Raw genomic sequence first — 23622 nt, 5'->3', positions numbered from 1 at the left:
CTTGTTCATTATTAATTATAAATATTAGGAGGATAAAGAAATGTCACAAGAAGCAAAGATCTACTATCAGGAAGACTGCAATCTTTCATTATTGAAAGGTAAGACAATAGCTATTATTGGTTACGGCAGCCAGGGACACGCACATGCACTTAACCTTAAGGAGAGCGGTTGCGACGTTATTATTGGTCTTTACGAAGGCTCAAAGTCATGGGCAAAGGCTGAAAAGCAGGGACTTACAGTTTACACAGCAGCAGAAGCAGCAAAGAAGGCTGATATCATTATGATTCTTATCAATGATGAGAAGCAGGCTGATATGTACAAGAAAGATATCGAGCCAAATCTTGAGGCTGGAAACATGCTTATGTTTGCTCACGGTTTCAACATTCACTTTGGATGCATCAAGCCACCAGCAGATGTTGACGTTACTATGATCGCTCCTAAGGCTCCAGGTCATACAGTTCGTTCTGAGTATCAGGCTGGCAAAGGAACTCCTTGCTTAGTTGCAGTATATCAGGATGCTACAGGAAAGGCTCTTGACCTTGCGCTTGCTTATGGCGCTGGTATCGGTGGTGCCAGAGCTGGTATTCTTGAGACAACATTTAGAACAGAGACAGAGACTGACCTCTTTGGTGAGCAGGCAGTTCTTTGCGGTGGTGTTTGTGCACTTATGCAGGCAGGCTTTGAGACACTTGTTGAGGCAGGATATGATCCAAGAAACGCATACTTCGAGTGCGTTCACGAGATGAAGCTTATCGTTGATCTTATTTATCAGTCAGGCTTCGCAGGCATGAGATATTCAATTTCTAATACAGCTGAGTATGGTGATTACATCACTGGACCTAAGATTATCACAGAAGATACAAAGAAGGCTATGAAGAAGATTCTTTCAGATATCCAGGATGGTACATTTGCTAAGGAATTCTTACTTGACATGTCACCAGCTGGACGTCAGGTTCACTTCAATGCTATGCGTAAGCTTGCTTCAGAGCATCCAGCAGAGAAGGTTGGCGAGCAGATTCGTAGCCTTTACTCATGGAATAATGAAGAAGATAAATTTATTAACAACTAGTCACAGCTTTTAAATGGGGCTGACTATCATTGCTAAAAATAGCCACCTAGAACAATTGGTTCAAGGTGGCTACATTTTTAAGCCTCACGGAAATTTTTATTACGGAAAAATTTGTACAGGTGAGATGAAATTTTTATTTCTGTGTATATGTCAGCGTATTCACGAGGCGTGTACTCGGAAATAAAGTTTGTTGGGAACTTTTTAGTCATGCCTCGTGCTTTACAAAGGTCTACGGCCTTGTTATATGCAATGGCTGCAACCGCTTCATCCTTATAACGCCCGACGATAAAATCTCCGTTTAAATGAATTCTGGCAACATATTTTACTTTGCCCTTTTTCTCTTCTCGAAAGACTCCGTGATATTTGTTAACAAGAATAATGTTCGAGTATCTGTAGTCAGTTTCGTCTCCGTTAGCAAATTTATAATCACGATTTTTGACACTATAGGGCTTGATTCCGTAGCGACCTAAAATGTTGTATTGCATTCCATAATCGCTTACGAATAAGTGACCGCCTCGATTTTGAATTTTGTGGCTTGAATAGTAGAATAAGTCATCATTGTCAAATTTTAGAACAGTTAACTGGTCAAGATAATATACGAAATATCCCTTAAACAAATAGATTGGGTTTTTGATGTAAATGTGGTTATCTCTAAAGTTAATTAATGAAATGCATTTATCAAAGGGAAGAGATTTTAAGATATTTTGATAGGAGAGTAAAGTTACTTTATTATCTTTTAAAATGGTCCAGGCTTCGTTGTAAGCCTCGCTGCATTCAGCCTCAGTATCAAAGCTGCCAAGACTTATGTGTTTTCCATTATAGGTTATATTTCCTCTATAGTAGATTTCACCATTTTTTCTTTTTGCTTCATATACTCCAGGTTTCATATTTTACCCCCTATCCCCATAACATGATTGTACACTTTTGAGAAAAAGAAAGTATTAAAAAACTATGAATTATGAAATGAAAACAAAAAAACAGGTCTTTAGAGAAGGCTTTAAAGATGGTATTCCTATAGCCTTAGGTTATTTTGCTGTAGCTTTTTCCTTGGGTATAATTGCTAGAAAGGCTAATTTTACGCCCGTTCAAGGCTTTGTAAATTCCTTTTTGAACCATGCAAGTGCTGGTGAATATGCTGTATATACTGTGGTTGGCGCTGGAGCAAGCTTTATTGAAATGGCTATTATGACTTTAGTTGTAAATGCAAGGTATTTGCTTATGTCAACAGCATTAAGCCAAAAGTTTGACTCTAAAACTTCCATGCTTCATAGAATACTTGTTGGCTTCCAAGTTACAGATGAGCTATTTGCTATCACAATAAAAAGACCAGGGTTTATAGAACCTCTTTATAATTATGGCGCATTTGCAATTGCTGCTTTTGGTTGGTCAATTGGAACAGCTTGTGGAATTGTAGCTGGAGAGTTGATGCCAATTAGACTTGTATCGGCACTTTCAGTTGCCCTTTATGGAATGTTCTTAGCATGTATTATGCCTGAGGGCAGAAAGCATAAGATTGTTGCAGTATTAATATTTATTAGCTTTGCACTAAGTTATGTAGCCACAAAAGCTCCATTGCTCTCTGAGGTGTCAAGTGGAACGAAAACTATAATTCTTACAGTAGTTATTGCTTCTGTTGCAGCTATTGTATTTCCACATCCGGAGGTAGAAGATGATGACTAAAATATACATTTATATTTTGGTTGCTGCGCTGGTTAGTACCTTTATTAGAGTCTTGCCAGTAACAGTGTTTAGAAAACCAATAAAAAATAGATTTATCAGGTCGTTTTTATATTATGTTCCATATGTGACTCTCGCAGTCATGACATTCCCTGCAATTGTTAATGCTACCCAAAGCAAGATATCAGGTATCTTAGCTTTGGTAACTGGCACAATTGCAGCTTGGTTTAATATGAGCCTATTCAAGGTGGCTTGTATTTGTTGCGCTGTGGTATTAATAAGTGAATTCGCACTTGTTTAGAAAAGACTCGGTTGAGTCTTTTTTAAATGCGTTATAAAATGTCTTATTGACGTTTTCTATAATGGCCTCTATAATGAACTTTTGGAATGAAGTAATACCATGAGAGAGGTAAATATGGAAAAGTTATCAAATAATAGGGAAATGGTAAGAAAGCTTTCGCGTGTTGAAGATATTTTTAAAACATACGAACGACTTAATGAAAGCTTGGATGATGCTTCGGCTGAATTAGAACAAGTTAATACTACATATGGATACTATAAGGATATAGATGATTCTGCAAAAATTACACGTAAAACATCTGTATATATTTTAGCGTTTGTTATTTGTTTAATTGTTGCATTCATTGGATTTAAAAAAGCTAATAATTCTATGGTAGGTACATATGTATCCACCGAAGATGAGTCTTATGTTTTGACAATTAATTCAAATAAGACATTTGAATTTGAATCTCCTAGATTTAGTTTTGATGGTACTTGGTACATAGAAGATAATATTCACTACACAATTAATTTAGTTCCAGAATCAGACGAATTTTTTTCCGGCGTAGTGACAGATTATCCTGATGATGTTCCAAGGTTTGGTTTTGCTACACCTAATTATGAAAATCATATAGAAGCAACTTGCAAATTCAGAGTTGGATTGGGTTTAATAATTAAACCGATTTTTATTATCTTAATCATTGGTTTATTGTCATATTTTTACGAGCGTAGAAGCGTAAAAAAACATAATATGGGTGTTGATTTATGTAAAGAACATGCGAAGGAACTAGAATTGCAGATTTCTTTATGTGAAGACAAGATATATTCTATTGAATCCGAGTTAAATGATTTAGCTATTGAATATCAGCAAGATTTTGCAGATTGGTATCCACCTAAATATTCATATCCAGAGGCAGCTGCATATTTCTGTGAGTTATTTGAAAATAACAGAGTTTCTAATATGCGAGAAGCTATGGACAAGTTTGAAGAGTATCTATACAGAAATGAAATGCTTAGAATGCAGTGTGAACATAAAGAGATGTTAACGCAGCAGATGGAATTACAAATGAATACTTTTAATGCTGTAAATGAAAACTTTACAAAGTTAAGCAACCAAATTGAGGCGGATGGAGCTATGACACGTGCGACTGTGGTTGCAGAGTCTGAAAGTATTAAACATAAAATTACTGAAGAAGCTAATTACATAAATAATAATATCGCAGCAGAGTCAGCAAGAATAAATAAGAATATTAAGAAATATTCTCCATTTAGTTAAGACAAAAATTTAATAAATTTATTGCTAATATAGGCTTTAAAGGTTTATAATCTTTAAAGTCTATTATTATGTCTAAATATAAAATTTGGAGGAGATAAGTGTTAGATAAACTAGAAAAGAAATTCGGAAAATACGCAATTAATAACTTAATCATTTATTTGTTAGGCGGATATATCATCGGCTATCTATTACAATTTGGACAGAGTTTTACAGGCGTTAGATACTTAGACTTATTAAAACTTGAGCCGTATTTAATTATAAACAATTTAGAAATATGGCGTATTTTTACATGGGTTCTTATTCCACCTTCAGGAAATCCTCTTATTTTATTGATTATGTTCCTGCTGTATTATCAGCTCGGTGGTACATTAGAGAGAACTTGGGGAACCTTTAAATTTAATGTATATATCTTCGGCGGAATAATTTTTACAATAATCGCTGCTTTTGTTTCATACTTTATGTTAATGCTTCAATATGGCGATAAATTCAATACTGTATATCAATTAAACGGTGGTATGATTGTTGGTAATATCATTACTACTGAGAATATACTAATGACAATATTTTTGGCTTTTGCTGTTTGTTTCCCAGATATGCAAATCCTTTTATATTTTATTATTCCAATAAAAATGAAATGGATGGCAATATTCTATTTAGTTATCATTGGATATAATATTATTTCTTATATTACTGCTGGTGCATGGTGCGTTGTAATACCAGTTATAGCATCATTATTAAATTTTGTTATTTTTTATTTCTCTACAAGGAATATGTCTCGCTATAATCCAAAGGAGATTCATAGACGAGCAGAGTTCAGAAGACAGGCAACACCACCTCGTACACATTATAGGGATGGATCGCCTATTTCAAAGCACAAATGTGCCGTTTGTGGCCGCACTGAGCTTACTAATCCTGAGCTTGAATTTAGATTTTGTAGCAAATGTAATGGCAATTACGAATATTGCAGTGACCATTTGTTTACACACAACCACGTAAAATAATTAGAAGGGATTATATATATAATGAGTGAAGAAGTAGTTAGCAAAAATTTTATCGAGCTTGAAATCGATAAGGATCTTAAGGAAGGCGTTTACGATCATGTTTGTACACGCTTTCCACCAGAGCCAAATGGCTATTTACATATAGGACATGCAAAATCAATTATCCTTAATTATGGCCTTGCTAAAAAGTACAATGGTGAGTTCCATATGAGATTTGATGACACAAACCCTACAAAAGAAAAGGTAGAGTTCGTTGATTCAATCAAGGCTGATATTCAGTGGCTTGGAGCAGATTGGGGCGAGCATCTCTATTTTGCTTCAAATTATTTCGATAAAATGTATGAGGTTGCTGTTGACCTTATTAAAAAGGGACTTGCTTATGTCTCAGACCTTACAGCTGATGAGATGAGAGAATACCGTGGCGATTTTGAAAAGCCAGGTAAAGAAGACCCAAACAGAAACCGTAGCGTAGAAGAGAATCTTCAGATGTTCGAAGATATGAAGAATGGCAAGTATGAGGATGGCAGCCACACACTTCGTGCAAAGATTGATATGGCATCACCTAACATTAACATGCGTGATCCAATTCTTTACAGAGTTGCACACATGACTCATCACAATACAGGCGATAAATGGTGCATTTACCCAATGTACGATTTTGCACATCCACTTGAGGATGCTTTCGAGGGTATCACACATTCAATCTGTACACTTGAATTTGAGGACCATAGACCTCTTTATGATTGGGTTGTTAAGTCAGCAGGCTTTGCAAATCCACCTCGCCAGATTGAGTTTGCAAAGATGTATCTTACAAATGTTGTTACTGGAAAGCGTTATATCAAAAAGCTTGTTGAGGATGGTATTGTAGATGGTTGGGATGATCCACGTCTTGTATCTATCGCAGCTCTTAGACGTAGAGGCTTTACACCTTCATCAATTAGAAAGTTTGTTGAGCTTTCAGGTGTTTCAAAGGCTAATTCTTCATCAGATTATGCAATGCTTGAGTATTGTATTCGTGAGGATTTAAAGACTAGCCGTCCACGTGTTATGGCAGTACTTGATCCAGTAAAGCTTGTAATCGATAACTATGAGAGTGATGATGTTGAATGGCTTGATGCTCCAAACAACCTTGAAAATCCAGAGCTTGGTAGCCGTCAGGTACCATTTGGTAAAGAGCTTTACATCGATAGAGAGGACTTCATGATTGAGCCACCTAAGAAGTACTTTAGACTTTTCCCAGGCAATGAAGTACGTCTTATGAATGCTTACTTTGTTACATGTACATCATATGAGACAGATGAAAATGGAAAGGTTACATGTATTCACTGTACATATGATCCAGCTACAAAGGGTGGAGATGCTCCAGACGGACGTAAGGTAAAGGGAACAATCCACTGGGTTGCTGCAAAGACAGCTCTTAAGGCCGAAGTACGTCTCTATGAAAACATTGTAGACGAAGAAAAAGGAGTGTATAATGAGGATGGAAGTTTGAATATTAATCCAAACTCTCTTACAGTTCTTAAGGATTGCCTTGTTGAACCATCTCTTAAGGATGCAAAGGCATATGACAGTTTCCAATTTGTTAGACAGGGATTCTTCTGTGTAGACTCAAAGGATTCAAAGCCAGAGTCTCTTGTATTCAACAGAATCGTATCCCTAAAGAGTTCGTTTAAGTTACCTACTACAAACTAGAAAAGGATATATTATGAATTTACTTTCAGGAATGGAAAAGTTTGGCTTCTCAATGGATGGGGAGCTAGATATTTTGGCAGAGGACAAACCTAAGAAAAATGCAGCTGGTCCAGCACAGGCGGCTGCCCCTGTAGTCAAAGAAGAAAAGGACTTCATACTTGATAAAAAGGTTAGATGTCCAGTATGTGATAATGAATTTCCTATAAAGGCTGTTCTTACTACAAAGCTCAAAAGACTTGAGCCAGACTATGATCTTAGACCTAACTATGAATATGTAGACAAATGCAAATATGATTTTATATCATGCCCTAAGTGTGGATATTCAGCTTTGGACACTACATTTTCAAAGATAGATACAGCGAGAGTGAAGCTTATTCGTTCAGAATTTTGCCCTAGCTTTAAACCACAGACAGGAGAGACACTTCCTGAGACTTATTCATACGAATATTCAATAGAAAAGTTCAAGCTTGCACTTATTTGTACCCTGAAGAAACGTGCCAAAATGTCAGAAAAGGCTTATGTTTGCCTTAAAATAGCTTGGTTACGTAGAGCTCAGCTCAAAGAATTGCAGGGGCAGAAGGATGCTGATCCAAAAATCGTAGAAATGATTAAAAAGGAATATGATGGTTTCTATCGACAGGCTTATGAGGGCTTCATGAAGGCTATTTCTTCAGAGACACCACCATATTGCGGAATGGCATCAGAGGCAGTTGAATTTATGCTTGCCAATATGTCTATGCATTTCAAAAAATATGATGCAGCTATGAAACTTGTTGCTAGACTTATTCAGTCGCCTAGTACTTCTCGCAAGTTAAAGGATAAATGCGTTGACTTAAAGGAAGAGATTACTGCAAAGGCGGCAGCAGCCAAGTCACAAGCTTAGTATTTTATTTATTACACATATCAGAGAAACTCTGATATGTGATTTTTTATGAGGTTAATATGAATTGGATTAAATATTCTATTAATACAACTACACAGGCAGAAGATTTTGTTAGTGCAGCTCTTATGGAGCTTGGCATTCTGTCAATCGAGATAGAAAATAATGTGCCTGTATCTGGTGAAAAGCAGGGGGGCGAGTACGAAGAGCTTCAGCCTGATTTGCCAGAGGATTTAGGTTTATCAAAAGTGTGCTTCTACCTTGGAGAGGACGATGATCACGAATCATTATTACTTCAGGTTAAGGCTGCTCTTGAAGAATTAAAGCAGAATATGGATATTGGAGAGGCTACAATCGATACTTCTGTTACAAAGCAAGAGGATTGGATTAACAACTGGAAACAGTTCTTCAAGTCTTTCTATATCGATGATATTTTAATTAAACCTACATGGGAAGAAATTGCACCTGCAGACCAGGGCAAAATTTTCGTTGAAATTGACCCAGGAGTTTCTTTTGGTACAGGTAAGCATGAGACTACTCAGCTTTGCATTAGACAATTAAAGAAATATCTTAAGGCTGGGGACGAAATTCTTGATATCGGCTGCGGCAGCGGTATTCTTTCTATCATCGCCAACAAGCTTTTAGATGGAAAATGCCATTTAGTAGGTACAGATATCGATGAGGATTGTATTGCTTCCACCTATGAGAATTTTGAGGTTAATCATATTGATAAATCTGCTGGCGATTTTTATGTTGGAAACCTTATTGATGACAAAAACCTACAGAATCAGGTAGGATACGGCAAATATGATGTGGTTGTAGCTAATATTTTAGCAGACATCATTATTGCAATGGCTCCAGCCATTCCACCTACTATGAAGGATGGAGCGTACTTTATTTCCTCAGGTATAATTGACTTCAAGGAACAAGAGGTTAAAGCCGCTTTAGAGAATGTTGGACTTACTGTAGTAGAGATTAATCATCAAGGTGAGTGGGTTAATATCACCGCTCGTAAATAATAATTATGCAACAGGTTTTTATTGAAAATTCTCCAGTTAATGGACAAATTAGGATTTCTGGCCAAGACGCACATCATCTTATTAGAGTTGTGCGCCTTAAAAATGGCGAGAAAATTAGAGTTTCATGCTCAGATGGTGAGAACTACATCTGTCAGGTTGAACAAGCCTGCGATGATGAACTGGTTGTTTCTGTGGTAGAGCAGGTTCCTTCTACTGAGCTTCCTAATAAAATATATCTATTTCAGGCTCTTCCAAAGGGAGATAGAATCGAAACTATCATCGAAAAATGTGTGGAGCTTGGAGCATACGAGATCATACCAGTTGAAATGAAAAACTGTATAGTAAAGCTGGATGATAAAAAGAAAAAGAATAAATTACAAAGATATCAGGCTATTGCTGAGTCTGCGGCAAAACAATCTAAGCGATCAATTATCCCAAATATTCACGAGATAATGACCTTCAAACAGGCTTATGAATATGCCAAGGATTTAGACATAATTCTTTTACCATATGAGTGTAAAAATGGAATGCAGGATACTTTTGATGTTCTAGCAACAATTAAAAAGGGTCAAAGCATTGGCGTATTTATTGGCCCTGAAGGCGGATTTGATTCCACTGAAATCGAAATGGTTAAGGATTCTGCCAGACTCATTTCGCTTGGAAGTAGAATCCTAAGAACAGACACCGCAGCTATTTGTACACTCAGTATGTTGATGCTTAAATGCGAGGAAATGTAATGATTTATTTTGATAATTCCGCAACCACCAGATGCTCTGATGGTGCGATGAAAATAATGCAGGAATGTCTCCAAGAGAACTTTGGTAATCCATCTTCTTTACATAGTATGGGAGCAAAGGGTAAGGATTATCTTAAGGAAGCTAGAGAGATTATTTCGGGAGTTCTAAAGGTTCAGCCAAAGGAAATATACTTTACTTCTGGTGGAACTGAGAGTAACAATCTTGCTATTAAAGGCGGGGTAGAGGCTAAAAAGCGCCGTGGCAATCATATTATCACCACCAAAATCGAGCATGCCAGCGTTTTAAACCCTATCAAGTATCTTGAAAAACAAGGCTTTGAAATTACATATCTTGGTACAGATGAGTATGGCGTTATTGACCTTGAGGAGCTAAAATCAGCACTTAGAGAAGATACAATTTTTGTATCTATTATGATGGTTAACAATGAGATAGGTGCTCTTCAGCCAGTTGCCGAGGCCGGCAAGCTCATTAAAGCTTTTAATAAAGAGATTATTTTCCATGTGGATGCTATTCAGGCCTTTGGTAAGTTCAAAATTTTACCAAAGAAAATGGATATTGATATTCTTACTGTTAGTGGTCACAAAATTCACGGTCCAAAGGGTTCTGGATTTATTTATATTAATGAGGCACTTTACAACATCATGGTTCCACAGATTCTTGGTGGTGGCCATGAGAGAGGTATGCGCTCTGGTACAGAAAATGTTCCAGCTATTGCAGCTCTTGGCGTTGCTGTCAAAGAAGCCTACGATAATCTTGACAGTAATCGTCAGCACATGTATGCTATGAGACATCGACTGATTGAAGGCCTTTCGGCTATTGACGGAGTCACAATCAATGGTCATGTTGATGAGAATAGTGCACCACAAATAGTTAGTGCATCTATCAAAGGAAATAGAACAAGGGCACAGGTTATTTTGAATGCTCTTCAGGACAATTACGGAGTATTTGTTTCTGCTGGCTCCGCTTGCTCATCTAACAAGCCAGCAATTAGTGAGACTCTCAAATCTATTGGTCTTGAAAAGGATTTACTTGAACGTACTATTCGTTTTAGTTTCTGTCCTGAGAATACAATGGAAGAAGTAGAGGCTACAATTAAAGCAATGGAAGAACTAGTACCATTAATGGTTTTATAGAAAGGTTATTATGACATATCAAGCATTTTTAATTAAATATTCTGAGATAGGTGTTAAGGGCAAGAACCGCTATGTTTTTGAGGATGCACTTGTTCGTCAGATTAAGAGAGCACTCTACGAAGTAGATGGCAACTTTATCGTTAAAAAACAAAGTGGTCGTATCTTTATCTCTGTTGAGGGAGAGTACGATTATGATGAGGCAGTAGCTGCATTGCAGCATGTTTTTGGTATCAGCGCAATCTGCCCTACAGTAGTAGTCCCAGACGAGGGCTTCGATAAAATGGCAGAGGCAGTTATTAAGTATGTTGATGAAGAGTTTGAGGACAAGAACTTTTCATTTAAGGTAATGGGACGCCGTGCAAACAAGCAATACCCTATGACATCAATGGAGGTTGCTGCAGAAATTGGTGCACGCTTACTTGATGCATTCCCAGAGATGCATGTAGATGTACACAAGCCAGACAAAATTATCTATGTAGAAGTTAGAGAGAACATTGCGATTTATTCTACAGAGATTCCTGGACCATGTGGTATGCCAGTTGGCACAGCAGGCAAGGCTATGCTTTTGCTTTCAGGTGGAATTGATTCTCCTGTAGCTGGTTATATGATTGCAAAGCGTGGCGTTACACTTTCTGCTACATATTTCCATGCGCCACCATATACTTCAGAGCAGGCAAAGCAAAAGGTTGTTGATTTAGCAAAGCTTGTTGCTAAGTATTCTGGACCAATCGATTTACATATAGTTAATTTTACAGATATTCAGTTATACATTTATCAGCAGTGTGCTCATGAGGAGCTTACTATTATCATGAGAAGATACATGATGAGAATTGCTGAGCATTTCGCTAAGGAAAATGATTGTCTTGGACTTGTTACAGGTGAGTCAATTGGCCAGGTTGCTAGCCAGACTATGCAGTCATTAAATTGTACTAATGCGGTATGTTCACTTCCTGTATACAGACCATTAATTGCTTTTGATAAGCAGGATATTGTAGATATTTCTGAAAAGATTGATACTTACGAGACATCGATTTTGCCATACGAGGATTGTTGTACAATTTTCGTTGCAAAGCATCCAGTGACAAAACCAAAGCTTGAGGCTATTGAGAAGCATGAGCATAATTTGGATGAGAAGATTGATGAGCTTATGAAGCAAGCTATAGAGACAGTTGAGATTGTAAAAGTAAGATAAATAAAAAGGAGCTTTGCAATTGCAAGGCTCCTAATATTATTACTAATAGCGAAGATTAAACGATGTAATCCTTTAATGTAGACATTACGTCCTCAGCATCGCCTTCAGCATGAACTGTAAGATCGATAGGCTTAGATAAGTCAAGTGAGAAGATGCCCATAATAGACTTTGCGTCAATTACATAACGTCCGCTTACTAGATCAAAATCATAGTCAAATTGGCTAATTGTGTTAACAAAAGACTTTACCTTGTCGATTGAGTTAAGAGAAATTTGAACTGTTTTCATTCTGCTGCCTCCTCCAAAGATTTATATTAAATATATAAATTTATACTAAAACAATGGCAGTTAAAAGTCAAATAGAAAGGCTAAAATATCAATGAAAAAAGCAGCTTTACACAACCTTGGATGCAAGGTTAATGCATATGAAACAGAAGCCATGGAAGAGCTCTTAAAAAAAGACGGATTTACCATAGTTAGTTTTGATGAACAGGCAGATGTATATGTCATCAATACTTGTTCTGTTACAAATATTGCTGATAGAAAATCAAGACAAATGATACATAAATGCAAAAAGCTTAATCCTGATGCCTGTGTTGTGGCAGCTGGTTGCTATATTCAAAATTTTGGTAAGGATATAGCAGAGGAGCTTGGAGCAGATATTATCCTTGGAAATAATAAAAAGAACGATTTAGTTCCTAAAATTCACGAATATTATGAGAATCTTGGTGGAGAACCAATTCTTGATTATATAGATATTAACGAAGGCAATGTGGACTACGAGAATATGATTATCGAGAAGGATTCTGAACATACTAGAGCCTTCGTTAAGGTTCAGGATGGATGTAACCAGTTCTGCAGCTACTGCATTATTCCATTTGCTCGAGGTCGCATCAGAAGCCGAGACATTGAGGATGTTGTGACAGAGGTTACAGGGCTTGCAAACAATGGATATAAAGAGGTTGTTATTACAGGCATTCATCTAAGCTCATATGGAAACGGCAAGGATTATGGTTTGGCAGATCTACTAGAGGCTGTAGAACAAATTCCAGGTATAGAGAGAATTAGAATGGGCTCGTTAGAACCACAGATTGTCACAGAGAATTTTGCAAAGAGAGTATCTGCATTGAAAAAGATATGTCCACATTTCCATTTATCTTTGCAATCAGGATGTGATACTGTTCTTAAAAGAATGAACAGAAAATACACAATTGAAGAGTATACTAATGGAGTCGCTATTCTTAGAAAATATTTTGATGATCCTGCTATCACAACTGATATTATTGTTGGATTCCCAGGTGAGACAGAGGAAGAATACCAGATTACAGAAGATTATGTTGAGCAGATAGCTTTTTATGAGCTTCATGTTTTTGCCTACTCTAAGCGCGCTGGTACAAAGGCTGCATCAATGCCTGGCCAGTTAACTAACGCGATTAAAAAGGATAGAAGTGCTAGACTTATTGCAAAGGGTAATGAAAGCACACTAGCATATAGAAAGAATCATATTGGTAAAACGCTTGATGTTCTACTAGAAGAAAAAGCTACTATCGATGGAAAAGAATATTTTGTAGGTTATTCAAAAGAGTATATTAAATGTGCTCTATTGAATGAAAATAATAAGGATTATAGCAATTGTATTTTGAAAGCGAAAGCTACAGATGTTGCCGGTGACGGGCAGTACTTGGTTATTGAAATTTAGGCATTTCTATATTACAATAATCTCAGTAATGGTTGCTATATTGTGGGATTTTTGAGAGACGAGGTAATTATGGCAGATTTAAGTAACACACAATATTTTAAGGTTCAAAAGGAGAATCCTGTTGGAGTTAAGGATGTACTTGAGCAGGTGTATAGTGCATTATCAGAGAAAGGCTATAATCCGGTGAATCAGATTGTGGGATACATTATGTCTGGTGATCCTACATATATCACAAGTCATAATAATGCAAGAAGCCTTATTATGAAGGTTGAACGTGATGAGCTCGTTGAGGAGCTTCTTAAGGAATACATTTCTAGTGAGAGCTGGAGCAAGTAATGGCAGGAAGAATTCTTGGTCTTGATTATGGGACAAAAACTGTGGGGGTCGCGCTTAGTGACCCTTTGCTTTTGACTGCACAAGAATTTGAGACAATCACTCGTGAGAGAGCCAGTGCTTTGCGTCATACTCTTGTTAGAATAAAAGAAATTTGTGATGAATATTCAGTAGAGAAAATTATTCTTGGATATCCACGAAATATGGATGATAGTGAGGGATTCCGTTGTGAGGATACCCTCAAATTCAAAGCACTCTTAGAAAAGAGAGTTGATATTCCTATTGAGCTAGTTGACGAAAGACTTACTACTGTATATGCGGATGAGATTCTTGAAGAGTCTGGAGTTGCTAAAAAAGACCGCAAAAAGGTTATTGACCAGATTGCAGCGGCAATCATTTTACAGGATTACTTAGATAATAGGAGATAATATGGATAAGATTATTTTAGCTGGAGCAGATGGAGAAGATTTAACATTTTATGTACTAGAAGAGACCCAGCTTTCTGGAAATAAATATTTACTTGTTTGCGATAGCGAAGATGAGAATGAGGATAGTGAAGGCACTATCCTTAAAGCAGTTGCTGATGAAGGCGACAATATTGTCTATGAATTTGTAGAGGATGATGTTGAATTCGAAGCAGTAGCAAAACTATTTGAAGAGTTAGTTGGCGAGGATGCTGACATTGATTATTAATTACGATGTTTTTAAATTGAATTAGGAGGTTATTTTTTGAAAAAGAAAACTGAACAGACAGCTGAAAGGCTAAAGATTATTCCACTTGGAGGTCTTGAGCAAATCGGCATGAATATTACTGCTTTCCAATATGGAGACAGTATTATTGTGGTGGATTGCGGACTTTCATTTCCTGAGGACGATATGCTGGGCGTAGATCTGGTTATTCCAGATATTTCATATCTGAAGGAGAATCAAGACAAGCTTAAAGGCTTTTTTATCACCCATGGTCACGAGGACCATATTGGTGCTATTCCTTATGTTTTTAAGGAGCTTAATGTTTGTCCTATTTACTCAACTAAGCTTACAAACGGCCTTATTGAGCACAAGCTCGAGGAGCACAAGATGCTTACAAAGGTTAAGCGTAAGGTAGTTAAATACGGTACACATATTAATGCTGGTGATTTTAGAGTAGAGTTTATTCGTACAAATCACAGTATTCAGGATGCTGCGGCTCTTGCTATTTATTCACCTGCAGGTATCGTAGTTCATACTGGAGATTTCAAGGTAGATTACACACCTGTTTATGGTGACCCAATTGACTTACAGCGTTTAGGAGAAATCGGTAAAAAGGGTGTACTTGCTCTTATGTGCGATAGTACAAATGCAGAGCGCCCTGGCTTTACTGCCTCTGAGAAAACTGTAGGTAAAACAATTGATTCTATTTTTGCTGACAATGATAAAACACGTATTATCATTGCAACATTTGCATCAAACGTAGACCGTGTTCAGCAGATTATTAACTCAGCTGATAAATACGGACGAAAGGTATGTGTAGAGGGCCGTTCAATGGTTAATACTATTGATACAGCTCAAAAGCTTGGATACCTTCACATTCCAGATAATACACTTATTGATATTGAATCACTAAAGGCATATCCTGATGAGAAGATTGTACTTGTTACAACTGGTTCTCAGGGTGAGTCTATGGCTGCGCTTTCGCGTATGGCTAACGGCACTCACAAAAAGGTTCAAATCAAGCCTGGAGATATGATTGTATTTTCATCACATCCAATTCCAGGTAATGAAAAGGCAGTATCCAATGTTATAAATGACCTTACTATGCGTGGAGCACAAATCGTAATGCAGGATGTTCATGTTTCGGGACATGCTTGTGCTGAGGAAATCAAGCTTATTTATTCTTTGGTACGTCCTCAGTTTGCCATTCCAGTGCATGGCGAGTTCAAACACCTTACAGCTCAGGCTAAAATCGCTGAGTCCCTTGGTTGGGATCATGACCATATCAAAATTATTCGTTCAGGAGATGTTCTTGAATTAGGAGATAATTATTCTAAGATTACAGGTCATGTACATACTGGCGCTATTATGGTAGATGGTATTGGTGTCGGTGATGTAGGTAATATAGTTCTTAGAGATAGACAGAAGCTTGCTGAGGATGGAATTATTATTGTAGTTCTTACTTTAGACAGCGCTTCAGGTACAGTTCTTGCTGGTCCTGATATCGTATCGAGAGGATTTGTCTACGTTAGAGATTCTGAGGACTTGATGGACAGCGCAAGAGCAGTTCTTACCGAGACAATGGAAGCTCTTGAAGAAAAGAATATTACTGATTGGAACAAAATTAAATCAGAAATCAGAGATAATCTTTCTGATTTTGTATGGCACGAAACACAGCGTAGACCAATGATTATTCCAATCATTATGGAAGTTTAAAATGATTGTTGATGAAAGATATACCACTTACCTAAATAGTCTCTATCCAGAGCTTAGTCCTGTTTTACAGGAAATCCAAAAAGAAGCTTTAGAGACCTACGTTCCGATTATTAGAACTGAAACAGTTAATCTGCTTCAGCTGCTAATCAGAATGAATCAACCAAAGCGTATTTTAGAGGTGGGGGCCGCAGTTGGCTTTTCTGCAAATGTTATGGCTGAGGCAGCTGGCGAGGATGCAGTGATTACCACTATTGAGAATTACCAGCCTCGCATTCCTATCGCAAATGCGAATTTCAAAAGAACTGGCAGAGATAATCAAATTACACTTTTAGAGGGGGATGCAATGGAAATTCTCCCTACTCTAGAGGGACCATTTGATTTCATATTTATGGATGCAGCTAAGGGTCAATACATTAATTTCTGGCCAGAAATAAAAAGATTGATTCGAAGTGGCGGTGTGGTAGTTACTGACAACGTTTTACAGGATGGAGATATTATTGAGTCACGTTATGCTATTACCAGACGTAATCGTACCATTCACAAAAGAATGCGAGATTATCTTTACGAATTGACACATGATGGCGATTTTACTACGACGATTCTTCCTCTTGGAGACGGTGTTAGTATTAGTGTGAAAGGATAGTAATGAGAAATACAGAATTATTAGTTCCAGCTAGCAGCCTTGAAGTATTAAAGGTTGCTGTAATTTATGGAGCAGATGCAGTTTATATCGGTGGAGAGGTTTATGGTCTTAGAGCAAAGGCAAAGAACTTCTCAAAGGAAGATATGATCGAGGGTATTAAATTTGCTCACGATCATGGAGTAAAGGTTTATGTTACAGCCAATATTTTAGCTCACAATGAGGATCTTGAAGGCGTTAAGGAATATTTCAAGGAATTAAAAGAAATTGGTCCTGATGCTTTAATTATTGCTGATCCAGCTGTATTTATGTTGGCAAAGGAGATTTGTCCTAATATTGAGCGTCATGTTAGTACACAGGCAAACAATACTAATTATGGTACATACAAATTCTGGTATGATCTTGGGGCCACTAGAGTAGTTTCAGCCAGAGAATTATCTTTAAAAGAAATCAAAGAGATTAGAGCAAATATCCCTGATGACTTAGAAATCGAAACCTTCATCCATGGTGCAATGTGTATTTCTTATTCAGGTCGTTGCCTTCTTTCAAATTACTTTGTTGGAAGAGATGCTAACCACGGCGAGTGCACTCATCCATGCAGATGGAAATATGCTGTTGTTGAGGAACAGCGTCCAGGTGAGTACCTTCCAATCGAAGAAAATGAGAGAGGTACATACATTTTCAATTCAAAAGATTTGTGTATGATAGAGCATGTTCCTGATTTGTTAGAGTCAGGTATTGACAGCTTCAAAATTGAGGGTCGTATGAAGACTGCTCTTTATGTTGCAACAGTAGCTAGAACTTATCGCAAGGCTATTGATGATTGCAAGGAATCTGTTGAAAAATATGAAGCAAATTTAGATTGGTACAAGGAACAAATTTCTGCATGTACTTATCGTCAGTTTACTACTGGATTCTTCTATGGTAAGCCATCAGAGGAGTCACAGATTTACGACAACAATACATATAATATCGGATATACGTATTTAGGTATCGCTGGCGCTACTAATTCCGAAGGTTTCTTTGAGATAGAACAGCGTAATAAATTTTCAGTTGGCGAAACTATTGAAATTATGAAGCCAAACGGAGATAATATAGAAGTAAAAGTTTTAGGTATAAAGGATGAAAATGGAGCAGATATGGAGAGTTGTCCTCATCCAAAGCAAAAGCTTTTCATTAAGCTTTCAGTTACTCCAGATGAGTTTGATATACTTAGACGCAAAGAAGCATAGCTAAATACGAGGAGAATACAATGGCAGACAAATATGTAGCTTACGTTGGAACTTACACTCATGAGACAAGCGTTGGTATTTATGTTTATGATGTTGATCCTGATACTGGCGTACTTAAAGAACAGAGTGTTGCACCTATTAATAATCCTTCAGATATTATTAATTCAAAGGATAATAAATTTTTATATTCTATTGCAGATGAGGGTGTTGCATCATTCAGAATTCTTGAGAATGGCGACCTTGAAAAAATGAATCAGGAATGGGTTGGAGGTATGCGTGGTTGCAACCTTTGCGTTGATTCTCAAAATAGATATTTATTCGTTGCAGGATATCATGATGGTCGTGTTACCATGATGAAGCTTAATGAGGATGGCAGTATTGCTGGTATTGCAGATGGTATTTTCCATCAGGGAATTGGTAAATCAGTTGCTGATAGACCTCTTTACCCACACTGCACATGTGTTGAGCTTACTCCAGATGAGAGATTCCTTTGTGTTGTAGAAAATGGTCTTCATCAGATCAAAATATACGAGGTAGACTACGAGATGGGCAAGCTTCGTCTTGTTGATATCGTTAGATGCACAATGGGTTCAGCACCTCTTAAAATGAAATTCTCACCAGATGGCAAATATGCATATGTCATTACTGAAATGTCTAATGAGATTTTAGTTTATGACTATCATATTATTGAGGATCATCCTGATTTCGAGAATATCCAGACTGTTTCACTTCTTGTTGGGGAGGATGAGGAAATTAGTACTGGTACAAATATTAGATTCGGTGAGGATGGCAATTTTATATATGCCAGTGTTGATGGTCTCAATGCTATTTGCATGTACAAGAGAGATCCAAAGTCAGGAAAGATTTCTTATTTCTCACACAGCTTTATTAGTGGAGATTATCCAAAGAGCTTTGCTGTATTACCAGGTGATAAATATTACGTTTCACTTAATCACGATACAAACGAAATCAGAAGCTTTACTATTGATAAAGAACATGGACATTCACTTATGCAGAATGCACCAATCAAAATTGCTAAACCAAATAGCATTATCATTGTAAAGATTAAATAGGGCTTTTACTTGGGGCTGTGATTACAGCCCCTTTTTTGGAGGTATTGAAATGGCAGGTTCATCATTCGGCAACAAAATTACTATTACAACATGGGGTGAGTCTCATGGAGCTGCTTTAGGCGTGGTTATTGATGGTTTTCCAGCAGGCTTAAGTCTTTGTGAAGAAGATATTCAAATATATTTAGACCGTAGGAAACCAGGACAGTCTAAATACACAACCCAAAGAGCTGAGGGCGATAAAGTAGAGATTCTTTCAGGTGTTTTTGAGGGACATACTACCGGAACACCTATTTCTTTGATGGTTAGAAATAATGATCAGCATTCAAAGGACTACGGCAACATTGCAAATACTTTTAGACCAGGTCATGCTGATTTTGGATTCTATGAGAAATTTGGAAGACGTGATTATAGAGGTGGCGGACGTTCCTCTGGTAGAGAAACTATTGGAAGAGTTGCTGCAGGAGCTATTTGTGCCAAGCTCCTTAGAGAATTAGGAATAGAAGTATTCGCATATACGAAATCTATTGGTGATGTATCTATTTCGGAGTTTGAATTGGGTGAGCGTGATCTGAATTCTGTTGCCATGCCAGATGCATTCGCTGCTAAAGCTGCAGAGGAATATCTTGATGCATGTATCATGAATCAAGATAGTGCAGGTGGTGTAGTTGAATGTGTTGTAACTGGAGTTCCTGCTGGCATAGGAGATCCAGTATTTGATAAATTAGATGCTAAGCTTGCTCAAGCATTAGTATCAATCGGTGCAGTTAAGGGTGTGGAGATTGGCGATGGCTTTGCTGCTGCTAAATCTACAGGAAAACTTAATAATGATGAATTTGAAATTTTTGATGATAAAATAATTAAATCTACTAACCATAGTGGTGGAATACTTGGAGGCATTTCTGATGGTGATGACATTATCGTTAGAGCTGCCATCAAACCAACTCCTTCAATTTCTCAAATGCAGCATACTGTAAATGAGAAGGGGGAAGAAGTAGATATCGAGATACATGGTAGACATGATCCTGTTATTGTTCCAAGAGCTGTGGTTGTTATAGAGGCCATGTGTGCTATTACTATCTGTGATGCAATGCTTAGTCATATGACAGATAGAGTTGAATATATTAAGGAGTTTTATAAAAATTGAAATACGAATTATTAAAAACTGAGGGAAGGGCCAAAAGGGGAAGATTTCACACTGCTCACGGTGTTATTGAGACACCTGTATTTATGAATGTTGGTACAGTTGCTGCAATCAAAGGAGCTGTATCTACTGATGATTTGCGTGAAATAAAATGTCAGGTTGAATTATCGAATACATATCATCTTCATGTTAGAACTGGAGATAAACTCATAAAAGAACTTGGCGGTCTTCATAAGTTCATGGCTTGGGATAGACCAATCCTCACTGATTCAGGCGGATTCCAGGTATTTTCTCTTGCTGGTATCAGAAAAATCAAGGAAGAGGGTGTTACCTTTAATTCCCACATCGATGGGCGCAAGATTTTTATGGGTCCAGAAGAGTCTATGCAGATTCAATCAAATCTTGGTTCTACAATTGCTATGGCATTTGATGAGTGCCCACCTGCACTTGCAGAACGTAAATATGTAGAGGATTCTGTCGCTAGAACAACTAGATGGCTATATCGATGCAAAGAAGAAATGAATCGCCTTAATTCCTTAGAGGATACCATAAACAAAGAACAGCTTCTTTTTGGTATTAACCAAGGTGCCATTTACAATGACATTCGTATTGAACATGCAAAACAGATTTCAGAGCTTGATTTACCAGGCTATGCTGTTGGTGGACTTGCTGTAGGTGAGAGTCATGAGCAGATGTATGATGTTTTGGATAATGTAGTTCCTCATTTACCACAGAATAAGCCTACATATTTGATGGGCGTAGGAACACCTGCTAACATTTTAGAGGCAGTTGACAGAGGAATTGATTTCTTTGACTGTGTTTACCCAAGTAGAAATGGACGCCATGGTCATGTTTATACAAATCATGGCAAACTCAATCTTTTCAATCAGAAGTTTGAAAAGGATATGAGACCTATCGAAGAGGGATGTGGATGCCCTACATGTAGAACATATTCTAGAGCCTACGTTAGACATTTGTTAAAGGCCAAAGAAATGCTTGGTATGAGACTTTGCGTTCTGCATAATCTTTATTTCTACAATACTATGATGGAAGAGATTAGAGATGCCTTAGATACAGGTAATTTTGCGGCTTACAAGAAGTTCAAATTAGAATCTATGGCTGCAGGAGAAGACTAATTCTTAAAATAATATTAATTAGGCTAAATTTTCTTGCTTAAGAAATAGTATTTATGTAAAATAGATTTCAGTGTTATAAAGACTTCTAGTGAGTCAAGATTTAGGAGGATAATTTGATGGACGGAATGAATAGTTCAATCAGCTTGATTATTTGGATTGTAGTACTTTTTGTATTCATGTATTTCTTCATGATTCGCCCACAGAAAAAGGAGCAGAACGCTAAGACAGCTATGATGAATGCTCTTGCTGTTGGAGATACAGTACTTACAACTAGCGGTTTTTACGGTGTTGTTATTTCAATTCCAGATGAGACTACAGTTATTGTAGAGTTTGGTAGCAACAAGAACTGCCGTATTCCAATGCAGAAGGCTGCTATTGCACAGGTTGAGAAGCCAGAGGATGCAGTTAAAGCTAACGAGAATGCTAAATAATAATTAGGTAAAATAAAACATCTGCTTATCAATTCGATTGGCAGATGTTTTTTATTACTTCTTTTTTCTTCTTAAATATTCAGAGCCTTTATCCAACAAAGCTTTTGTAGACGCTACAGGGTGAGTAAACTTTGCAATGTGACGGAACTGGCCACGCTGAGTAGCAGTGGCGTTTTTGATCCATTGTTTTACGTATTCAGTAGAAAGCTGTTCCTTCATGTCTATGTCAGACTGGGTAACAGGTTCGTGCTTTGCAAAGGCAGCCTGAATTCTTTCAGCCATTTGAGCATTAATTTGTTCATTGATACGTTCAAATTCTTTGGCAAAACTAGTAAGAGCAGAAATAGTTAATGCCATGTCAAATCCAAACAAAAACATGAATATGAGAGCTAGTAGCTCGATTATAGTCTCAGGTATAAAAGCTAGTACCCATACCACAGGTGGGACAATATACTGGGTGACTATAATGCCTGCTACGCCAAAGCATGCAGTAAATATTAGACATACTCGACCATTGATATTTAATGGAAATTCTGAATAATCCCACCATCTGGCATGGAAGCGTTTTTCCAAAACGTATGAGGTGGAATATTCTAGAATGAAAGAACCTAGAGCGCAACCAAGGAAGATTGTTAAATATGATGGGTGGTTGACTCCATAAAAAGGTAAATCAACAAATAAAAACTGGGCTAGCGTGGCACCAACACCGTAAAGGGGAATACAAGGTCCATATAAGAAGCCTCTGTTTTCCCATGCTTTCTCGTGTAGAGTGCAATAGATTGTCTCGTAAATCCAACCTAAAAAGCTATATATAATAAAGTATACAAAATATCTACTTAACATAATTCTTCCCCCGCATTTAACATAATATTGATAGTATAAAACTCATTTTAACAAAATAAAAGGTGTTCATAGATTTTTCTTATTAAGATGATATAGTAAAAATAACTATAGGCAGTGGTAAAGGTGGTGTTTTTATGCTAGGTATTAGTTCAGCATATAATATGCCAGGTGCTGGTATAGGACCATACAATTCATATGGATCTACTCGTGTGGCTGAGGAGCTTAAAGCAGAGGGTAAAAATGATGCGTTAGCCAAAAATTTTACCTCTGAACGTGCGGCCAAACGAGCAGGTATTATTGAATGTGAAACCTGTGCTTCAAGAAAATATCAGGATGGAAGTGATGAACAGGTTTCTTTTAAGTCTGCCCAGCATGTTTCTCCTGAGGCTGCGGCGTCTCGAGTTCGTGGTCATGAACAGGAGCATGTTTCTAACGCTTATGACAAAGCTAAAAAAGAGGGCGGGAAGGTTCTAAATGCATCGGTTGCTATACATACTGCAATCTGCCCTGAATGCGGTAAATCTTATGTTTCTGGCGGAACAACCACCACACAAATAAAATATCCTAATGAAGATAATCCTTATCAAAAACAGAGAAAAGCTGCTGATGAAGGACTATTGGCAGGAATGAATTTTGATGCTCGATTATAAAGGGTTGAAATCGAAAGAATGCTATGATATACTTCAAATGTTGCGAAAACTAGTAACAAGTATT

At 37.3% G+C, this 23622-nt stretch carries 26 protein-coding genes; 23 read left to right on the top strand and 3 right to left on the bottom strand.

Annotated features, from left to right (window positions below; all coding sequences use genetic code 11):
* The first annotated feature begins 40 nt into the window (after window positions 1–40).
* The gene (ilvC, locus tag E7276_RS11075) at window positions 41–1069 is read left to right on the top strand and encodes a ketol-acid reductoisomerase (RefSeq protein WP_294217525.1); all 1029 of its coding nucleotides are present in this window, start codon (window positions 41–43) and stop codon (window positions 1067–1069) included.
* 77 nt (window positions 1070–1146) lie between these two features.
* Here the strand turns inward: ilvC and E7276_RS11070 are convergent, their stop codons facing one another.
* On the bottom strand, window positions 1147–1956 hold the full coding sequence (locus tag E7276_RS11070) for a hypothetical protein (RefSeq protein ID WP_294217523.1): 810 nt from the start codon (window positions 1954–1956) through the stop codon (window positions 1147–1149).
* Window positions 1957–2032: 76 nt separating this feature from the next.
* On the opposite strand from E7276_RS11070, the gene E7276_RS11065 reads away from it, so the two are divergent.
* The 10 genes from E7276_RS11065 to thiI all read left to right on the top strand — a co-directional run bounded on the left by E7276_RS11065 (window position 2033) and on the right by thiI (window position 11976).
* A complete protein-coding gene (locus tag E7276_RS11065; protein WP_294217520.1) occupies window positions 2033–2749 on the top strand; it encodes an AzlC family ABC transporter permease in 717 nt (238 codons plus the stop codon).
* Window positions 2742–3047 (top strand): AzlD domain-containing protein, encoded by a 306-nt coding sequence (locus E7276_RS11060; RefSeq protein ID WP_334298478.1) that lies wholly within the window; start codon window positions 2742–2744, stop codon window positions 3045–3047. The genes E7276_RS11065 and E7276_RS11060 overlap by 8 nt, the downstream gene beginning before the upstream one ends.
* A 114-nt stretch (window positions 3048–3161) precedes the next feature.
* Window positions 3162–4301, top strand: a complete 1140-nt coding sequence (locus E7276_RS11055; RefSeq protein ID WP_294217516.1) for a hypothetical protein — start codon at window positions 3162–3164, stop codon at window positions 4299–4301.
* A 98-nt stretch (window positions 4302–4399) separates the two neighbouring features.
* On the top strand, window positions 4400–5302 hold the full coding sequence (locus tag E7276_RS11050; protein WP_294217513.1) for a hypothetical protein: 903 nt from the start codon (window positions 4400–4402) through the stop codon (window positions 5300–5302).
* Window positions 5303–5323: 21 nt separating this feature from the next.
* The gene (locus tag E7276_RS11045) at window positions 5324–6994 is read left to right on the top strand and encodes a glutamine--tRNA ligase/YqeY domain fusion protein (RefSeq protein WP_294217510.1); all 1671 of its coding nucleotides are present in this window, start codon (window positions 5324–5326) and stop codon (window positions 6992–6994) included.
* 13 nt (window positions 6995–7007) lie between these two features.
* Window positions 7008–7877 (top strand): DUF2225 domain-containing protein, encoded by an 870-nt coding sequence (locus tag E7276_RS11040; RefSeq protein ID WP_294217509.1) that lies wholly within the window; start codon window positions 7008–7010, stop codon window positions 7875–7877.
* A 59-nt stretch (window positions 7878–7936) separates the two neighbouring features.
* Window positions 7937–8893 carry a 50S ribosomal protein L11 methyltransferase gene (gene prmA / locus E7276_RS11035; RefSeq protein ID WP_294217507.1) on the top strand — a complete coding sequence of 319 codons (957 nt, stop codon included), beginning with the start codon at window positions 7937–7939 and terminating at the stop codon, window positions 8891–8893.
* Between the two features lie 5 nt (window positions 8894–8898).
* Window positions 8899–9630 carry an RsmE family RNA methyltransferase gene (locus E7276_RS11030; RefSeq protein WP_294217506.1) on the top strand — a complete coding sequence of 244 codons (732 nt, stop codon included), beginning with the start codon at window positions 8899–8901 and terminating at the stop codon, window positions 9628–9630.
* Window positions 9630–10784, top strand: coding sequence for a cysteine desulfurase family protein (locus tag E7276_RS11025; protein WP_294217503.1), 1155 nt, complete (start codon window positions 9630–9632; stop codon window positions 10782–10784). The genes E7276_RS11030 and E7276_RS11025 overlap by 1 nt, the downstream gene beginning before the upstream one ends.
* A gap of 10 nt (window positions 10785–10794) precedes the next feature.
* Complete coding sequence (gene thiI, locus E7276_RS11020; protein ID WP_294217501.1) at window positions 10795–11976, top strand: tRNA uracil 4-sulfurtransferase ThiI; 1182 nt, start codon at window positions 10795–10797, stop codon at window positions 11974–11976.
* Between the two features lie 55 nt (window positions 11977–12031).
* On the opposite strand, the gene E7276_RS11015 is transcribed toward thiI, so the two are convergent.
* Window positions 12032–12262, bottom strand: a complete 231-nt coding sequence (locus E7276_RS11015) for an HPr family phosphocarrier protein (RefSeq protein ID WP_028243612.1) — start codon at window positions 12260–12262, stop codon at window positions 12032–12034.
* A gap of 91 nt (window positions 12263–12353) precedes the next feature.
* Between E7276_RS11015 and mtaB the strand changes: the two genes are divergently transcribed.
* The 11 genes from mtaB (at window position 12354) to yajC (ending at window position 22065) form a co-directional block, all read left to right on the top strand.
* Window positions 12354–13673 (top strand): tRNA (N(6)-L-threonylcarbamoyladenosine(37)-C(2))-methylthiotransferase MtaB, encoded by a 1320-nt coding sequence (gene mtaB, locus E7276_RS11010; RefSeq protein WP_294217497.1) that lies wholly within the window; start codon window positions 12354–12356, stop codon window positions 13671–13673.
* A gap of 69 nt (window positions 13674–13742) precedes the next feature.
* A complete protein-coding gene (locus E7276_RS11005) occupies window positions 13743–14009 on the top strand; it encodes an IreB family regulatory phosphoprotein (protein ID WP_294217495.1) in 267 nt (88 codons plus the stop codon).
* Window positions 14009–14434: a Holliday junction resolvase RuvX gene (gene ruvX / locus E7276_RS11000; RefSeq protein WP_294217492.1), complete on the top strand. Its 426-nt coding sequence runs from the start codon at window positions 14009–14011 to the stop codon at window positions 14432–14434. The genes E7276_RS11005 and ruvX overlap by 1 nt, the downstream gene beginning before the upstream one ends.
* A gap of 1 nt (window position 14435) precedes the next feature.
* Entirely contained in the window at window positions 14436–14699 is a 264-nt protein-coding gene (locus E7276_RS10995; RefSeq protein ID WP_294217489.1) for a DUF1292 domain-containing protein, read from the top strand.
* 36 nt (window positions 14700–14735) lie between these two features.
* The gene (locus E7276_RS10990; protein WP_294217486.1) at window positions 14736–16412 is read left to right on the top strand and encodes a ribonuclease J; all 1677 of its coding nucleotides are present in this window, start codon (window positions 14736–14738) and stop codon (window positions 16410–16412) included.
* Window position 16413: 1 nt separating this feature from the next.
* A complete protein-coding gene (locus E7276_RS10985; RefSeq protein WP_294217483.1) occupies window positions 16414–17055 on the top strand; it encodes an O-methyltransferase in 642 nt (213 codons plus the stop codon).
* A 2-nt stretch (window positions 17056–17057) separates the two neighbouring features.
* Window positions 17058–18284, top strand: coding sequence for a peptidase U32 family protein (locus E7276_RS10980; protein WP_294217480.1), 1227 nt, complete (start codon window positions 17058–17060; stop codon window positions 18282–18284).
* Between the two features lie 20 nt (window positions 18285–18304).
* Window positions 18305–19357, top strand: a complete 1053-nt coding sequence (locus E7276_RS10975) for a lactonase family protein (protein ID WP_294217478.1) — start codon at window positions 18305–18307, stop codon at window positions 19355–19357.
* Between the two features lie 49 nt (window positions 19358–19406).
* Entirely contained in the window at window positions 19407–20501 is a 1095-nt protein-coding gene (aroC, locus tag E7276_RS10970) for a chorismate synthase (RefSeq protein WP_294217475.1), read from the top strand.
* A complete protein-coding gene (gene tgt, locus E7276_RS10965) occupies window positions 20498–21634 on the top strand; it encodes a tRNA guanosine(34) transglycosylase Tgt (protein WP_294217472.1) in 1137 nt (378 codons plus the stop codon). Before aroC ends, tgt begins: the two co-directional genes overlap by 4 nt.
* Before the next feature lie 125 nt (window positions 21635–21759).
* Window positions 21760–22065 (top strand): preprotein translocase subunit YajC, encoded by a 306-nt coding sequence (gene yajC, locus E7276_RS10960; RefSeq protein WP_294217564.1) that lies wholly within the window; start codon window positions 21760–21762, stop codon window positions 22063–22065.
* Between the two features lie 54 nt (window positions 22066–22119).
* Here yajC and E7276_RS10955 read toward each other — a convergent pair whose 3' ends face one another.
* On the bottom strand, window positions 22120–22908 hold the full coding sequence (locus tag E7276_RS10955; protein WP_294217470.1) for a putative ABC transporter permease: 789 nt from the start codon (window positions 22906–22908) through the stop codon (window positions 22120–22122).
* A 134-nt stretch (window positions 22909–23042) separates the two neighbouring features.
* Here E7276_RS10955 and E7276_RS10950 point away from each other — a divergent pair, with 134 nt between their 5' ends.
* Window positions 23043–23558 (top strand): hypothetical protein, encoded by a 516-nt coding sequence (locus E7276_RS10950; protein WP_294217468.1) that lies wholly within the window; start codon window positions 23043–23045, stop codon window positions 23556–23558.
* Window positions 23559–23622: the final 64 nt, after the last annotated feature.

Source organism: Pseudobutyrivibrio sp., assembly GCF_015057185.1.
GTDB lineage: Bacteria > Bacillota > Clostridia > Lachnospirales > Lachnospiraceae > Pseudobutyrivibrio.
The sequence above is the reverse complement of the archived record's forward strand: the minus strand, read 5'-3'. Positions and strand labels throughout refer to the sequence as shown.

Coding starts and splice junctions, on each gene's coding strand:
- E7276_RS10980 (WP_294217480.1), top strand. CDS start 17,058: ATGAGAAATACAGAATTATTAGTTCCAGCTAGCAGCCTTGAAGTATTA.
- E7276_RS11025 (WP_294217503.1), top strand. CDS start 9,630: ATGATTTATTTTGATAATTCCGCAACCACCAGATGCTCTGATGGTGCG.
- mtaB (WP_294217497.1), top strand. CDS start 12,354: ATGAAAAAAGCAGCTTTACACAACCTTGGATGCAAGGTTAATGCATAT.
- E7276_RS10985 (WP_294217483.1), top strand. CDS start 16,414: ATGATTGTTGATGAAAGATATACCACTTACCTAAATAGTCTCTATCCA.
- E7276_RS11030 (WP_294217506.1), top strand. CDS start 8,899: ATGCAACAGGTTTTTATTGAAAATTCTCCAGTTAATGGACAAATTAGG.
- E7276_RS10995 (WP_294217489.1), top strand. CDS start 14,436: ATGGATAAGATTATTTTAGCTGGAGCAGATGGAGAAGATTTAACATTT.
- prmA (WP_294217507.1), top strand. CDS start 7,937: ATGAATTGGATTAAATATTCTATTAATACAACTACACAGGCAGAAGAT.
- E7276_RS11040 (WP_294217509.1), top strand. CDS start 7,008: ATGAATTTACTTTCAGGAATGGAAAAGTTTGGCTTCTCAATGGATGGG.
- ruvX (WP_294217492.1), top strand. CDS start 14,009: ATGGCAGGAAGAATTCTTGGTCTTGATTATGGGACAAAAACTGTGGGG.
- ilvC (WP_294217525.1), top strand. CDS start 41: ATGTCACAAGAAGCAAAGATCTACTATCAGGAAGACTGCAATCTTTCA.
- E7276_RS11065 (WP_294217520.1), top strand. CDS start 2,033: ATGAAAACAAAAAAACAGGTCTTTAGAGAAGGCTTTAAAGATGGTATT.
- E7276_RS11055 (WP_294217516.1), top strand. CDS start 3,162: ATGGAAAAGTTATCAAATAATAGGGAAATGGTAAGAAAGCTTTCGCGT.
- E7276_RS11015 (WP_028243612.1), bottom strand. CDS start 12,262: ATGAAAACAGTTCAAATTTCTCTTAACTCAATCGACAAGGTAAAGTCT.
- thiI (WP_294217501.1), top strand. CDS start 10,795: ATGACATATCAAGCATTTTTAATTAAATATTCTGAGATAGGTGTTAAG.
- E7276_RS10955 (WP_294217470.1), bottom strand. CDS start 22,908: ATGTTAAGTAGATATTTTGTATACTTTATTATATATAGCTTTTTAGGT.
- yajC (WP_294217564.1), top strand. CDS start 21,760: ATGAATAGTTCAATCAGCTTGATTATTTGGATTGTAGTACTTTTTGTA.
- aroC (WP_294217475.1), top strand. CDS start 19,407: ATGGCAGGTTCATCATTCGGCAACAAAATTACTATTACAACATGGGGT.
- E7276_RS11070 (WP_294217523.1), bottom strand. CDS start 1,956: ATGAAACCTGGAGTATATGAAGCAAAAAGAAAAAATGGTGAAATCTAC.
- E7276_RS11060 (WP_334298478.1), top strand. CDS start 2,742: ATGACTAAAATATACATTTATATTTTGGTTGCTGCGCTGGTTAGTACC.
- E7276_RS11045 (WP_294217510.1), top strand. CDS start 5,324: ATGAGTGAAGAAGTAGTTAGCAAAAATTTTATCGAGCTTGAAATCGAT.
- E7276_RS10975 (WP_294217478.1), top strand. CDS start 18,305: ATGGCAGACAAATATGTAGCTTACGTTGGAACTTACACTCATGAGACA.
- E7276_RS11005 (WP_294217495.1), top strand. CDS start 13,743: ATGGCAGATTTAAGTAACACACAATATTTTAAGGTTCAAAAGGAGAAT.
- E7276_RS10950 (WP_294217468.1), top strand. CDS start 23,043: ATGCTAGGTATTAGTTCAGCATATAATATGCCAGGTGCTGGTATAGGA.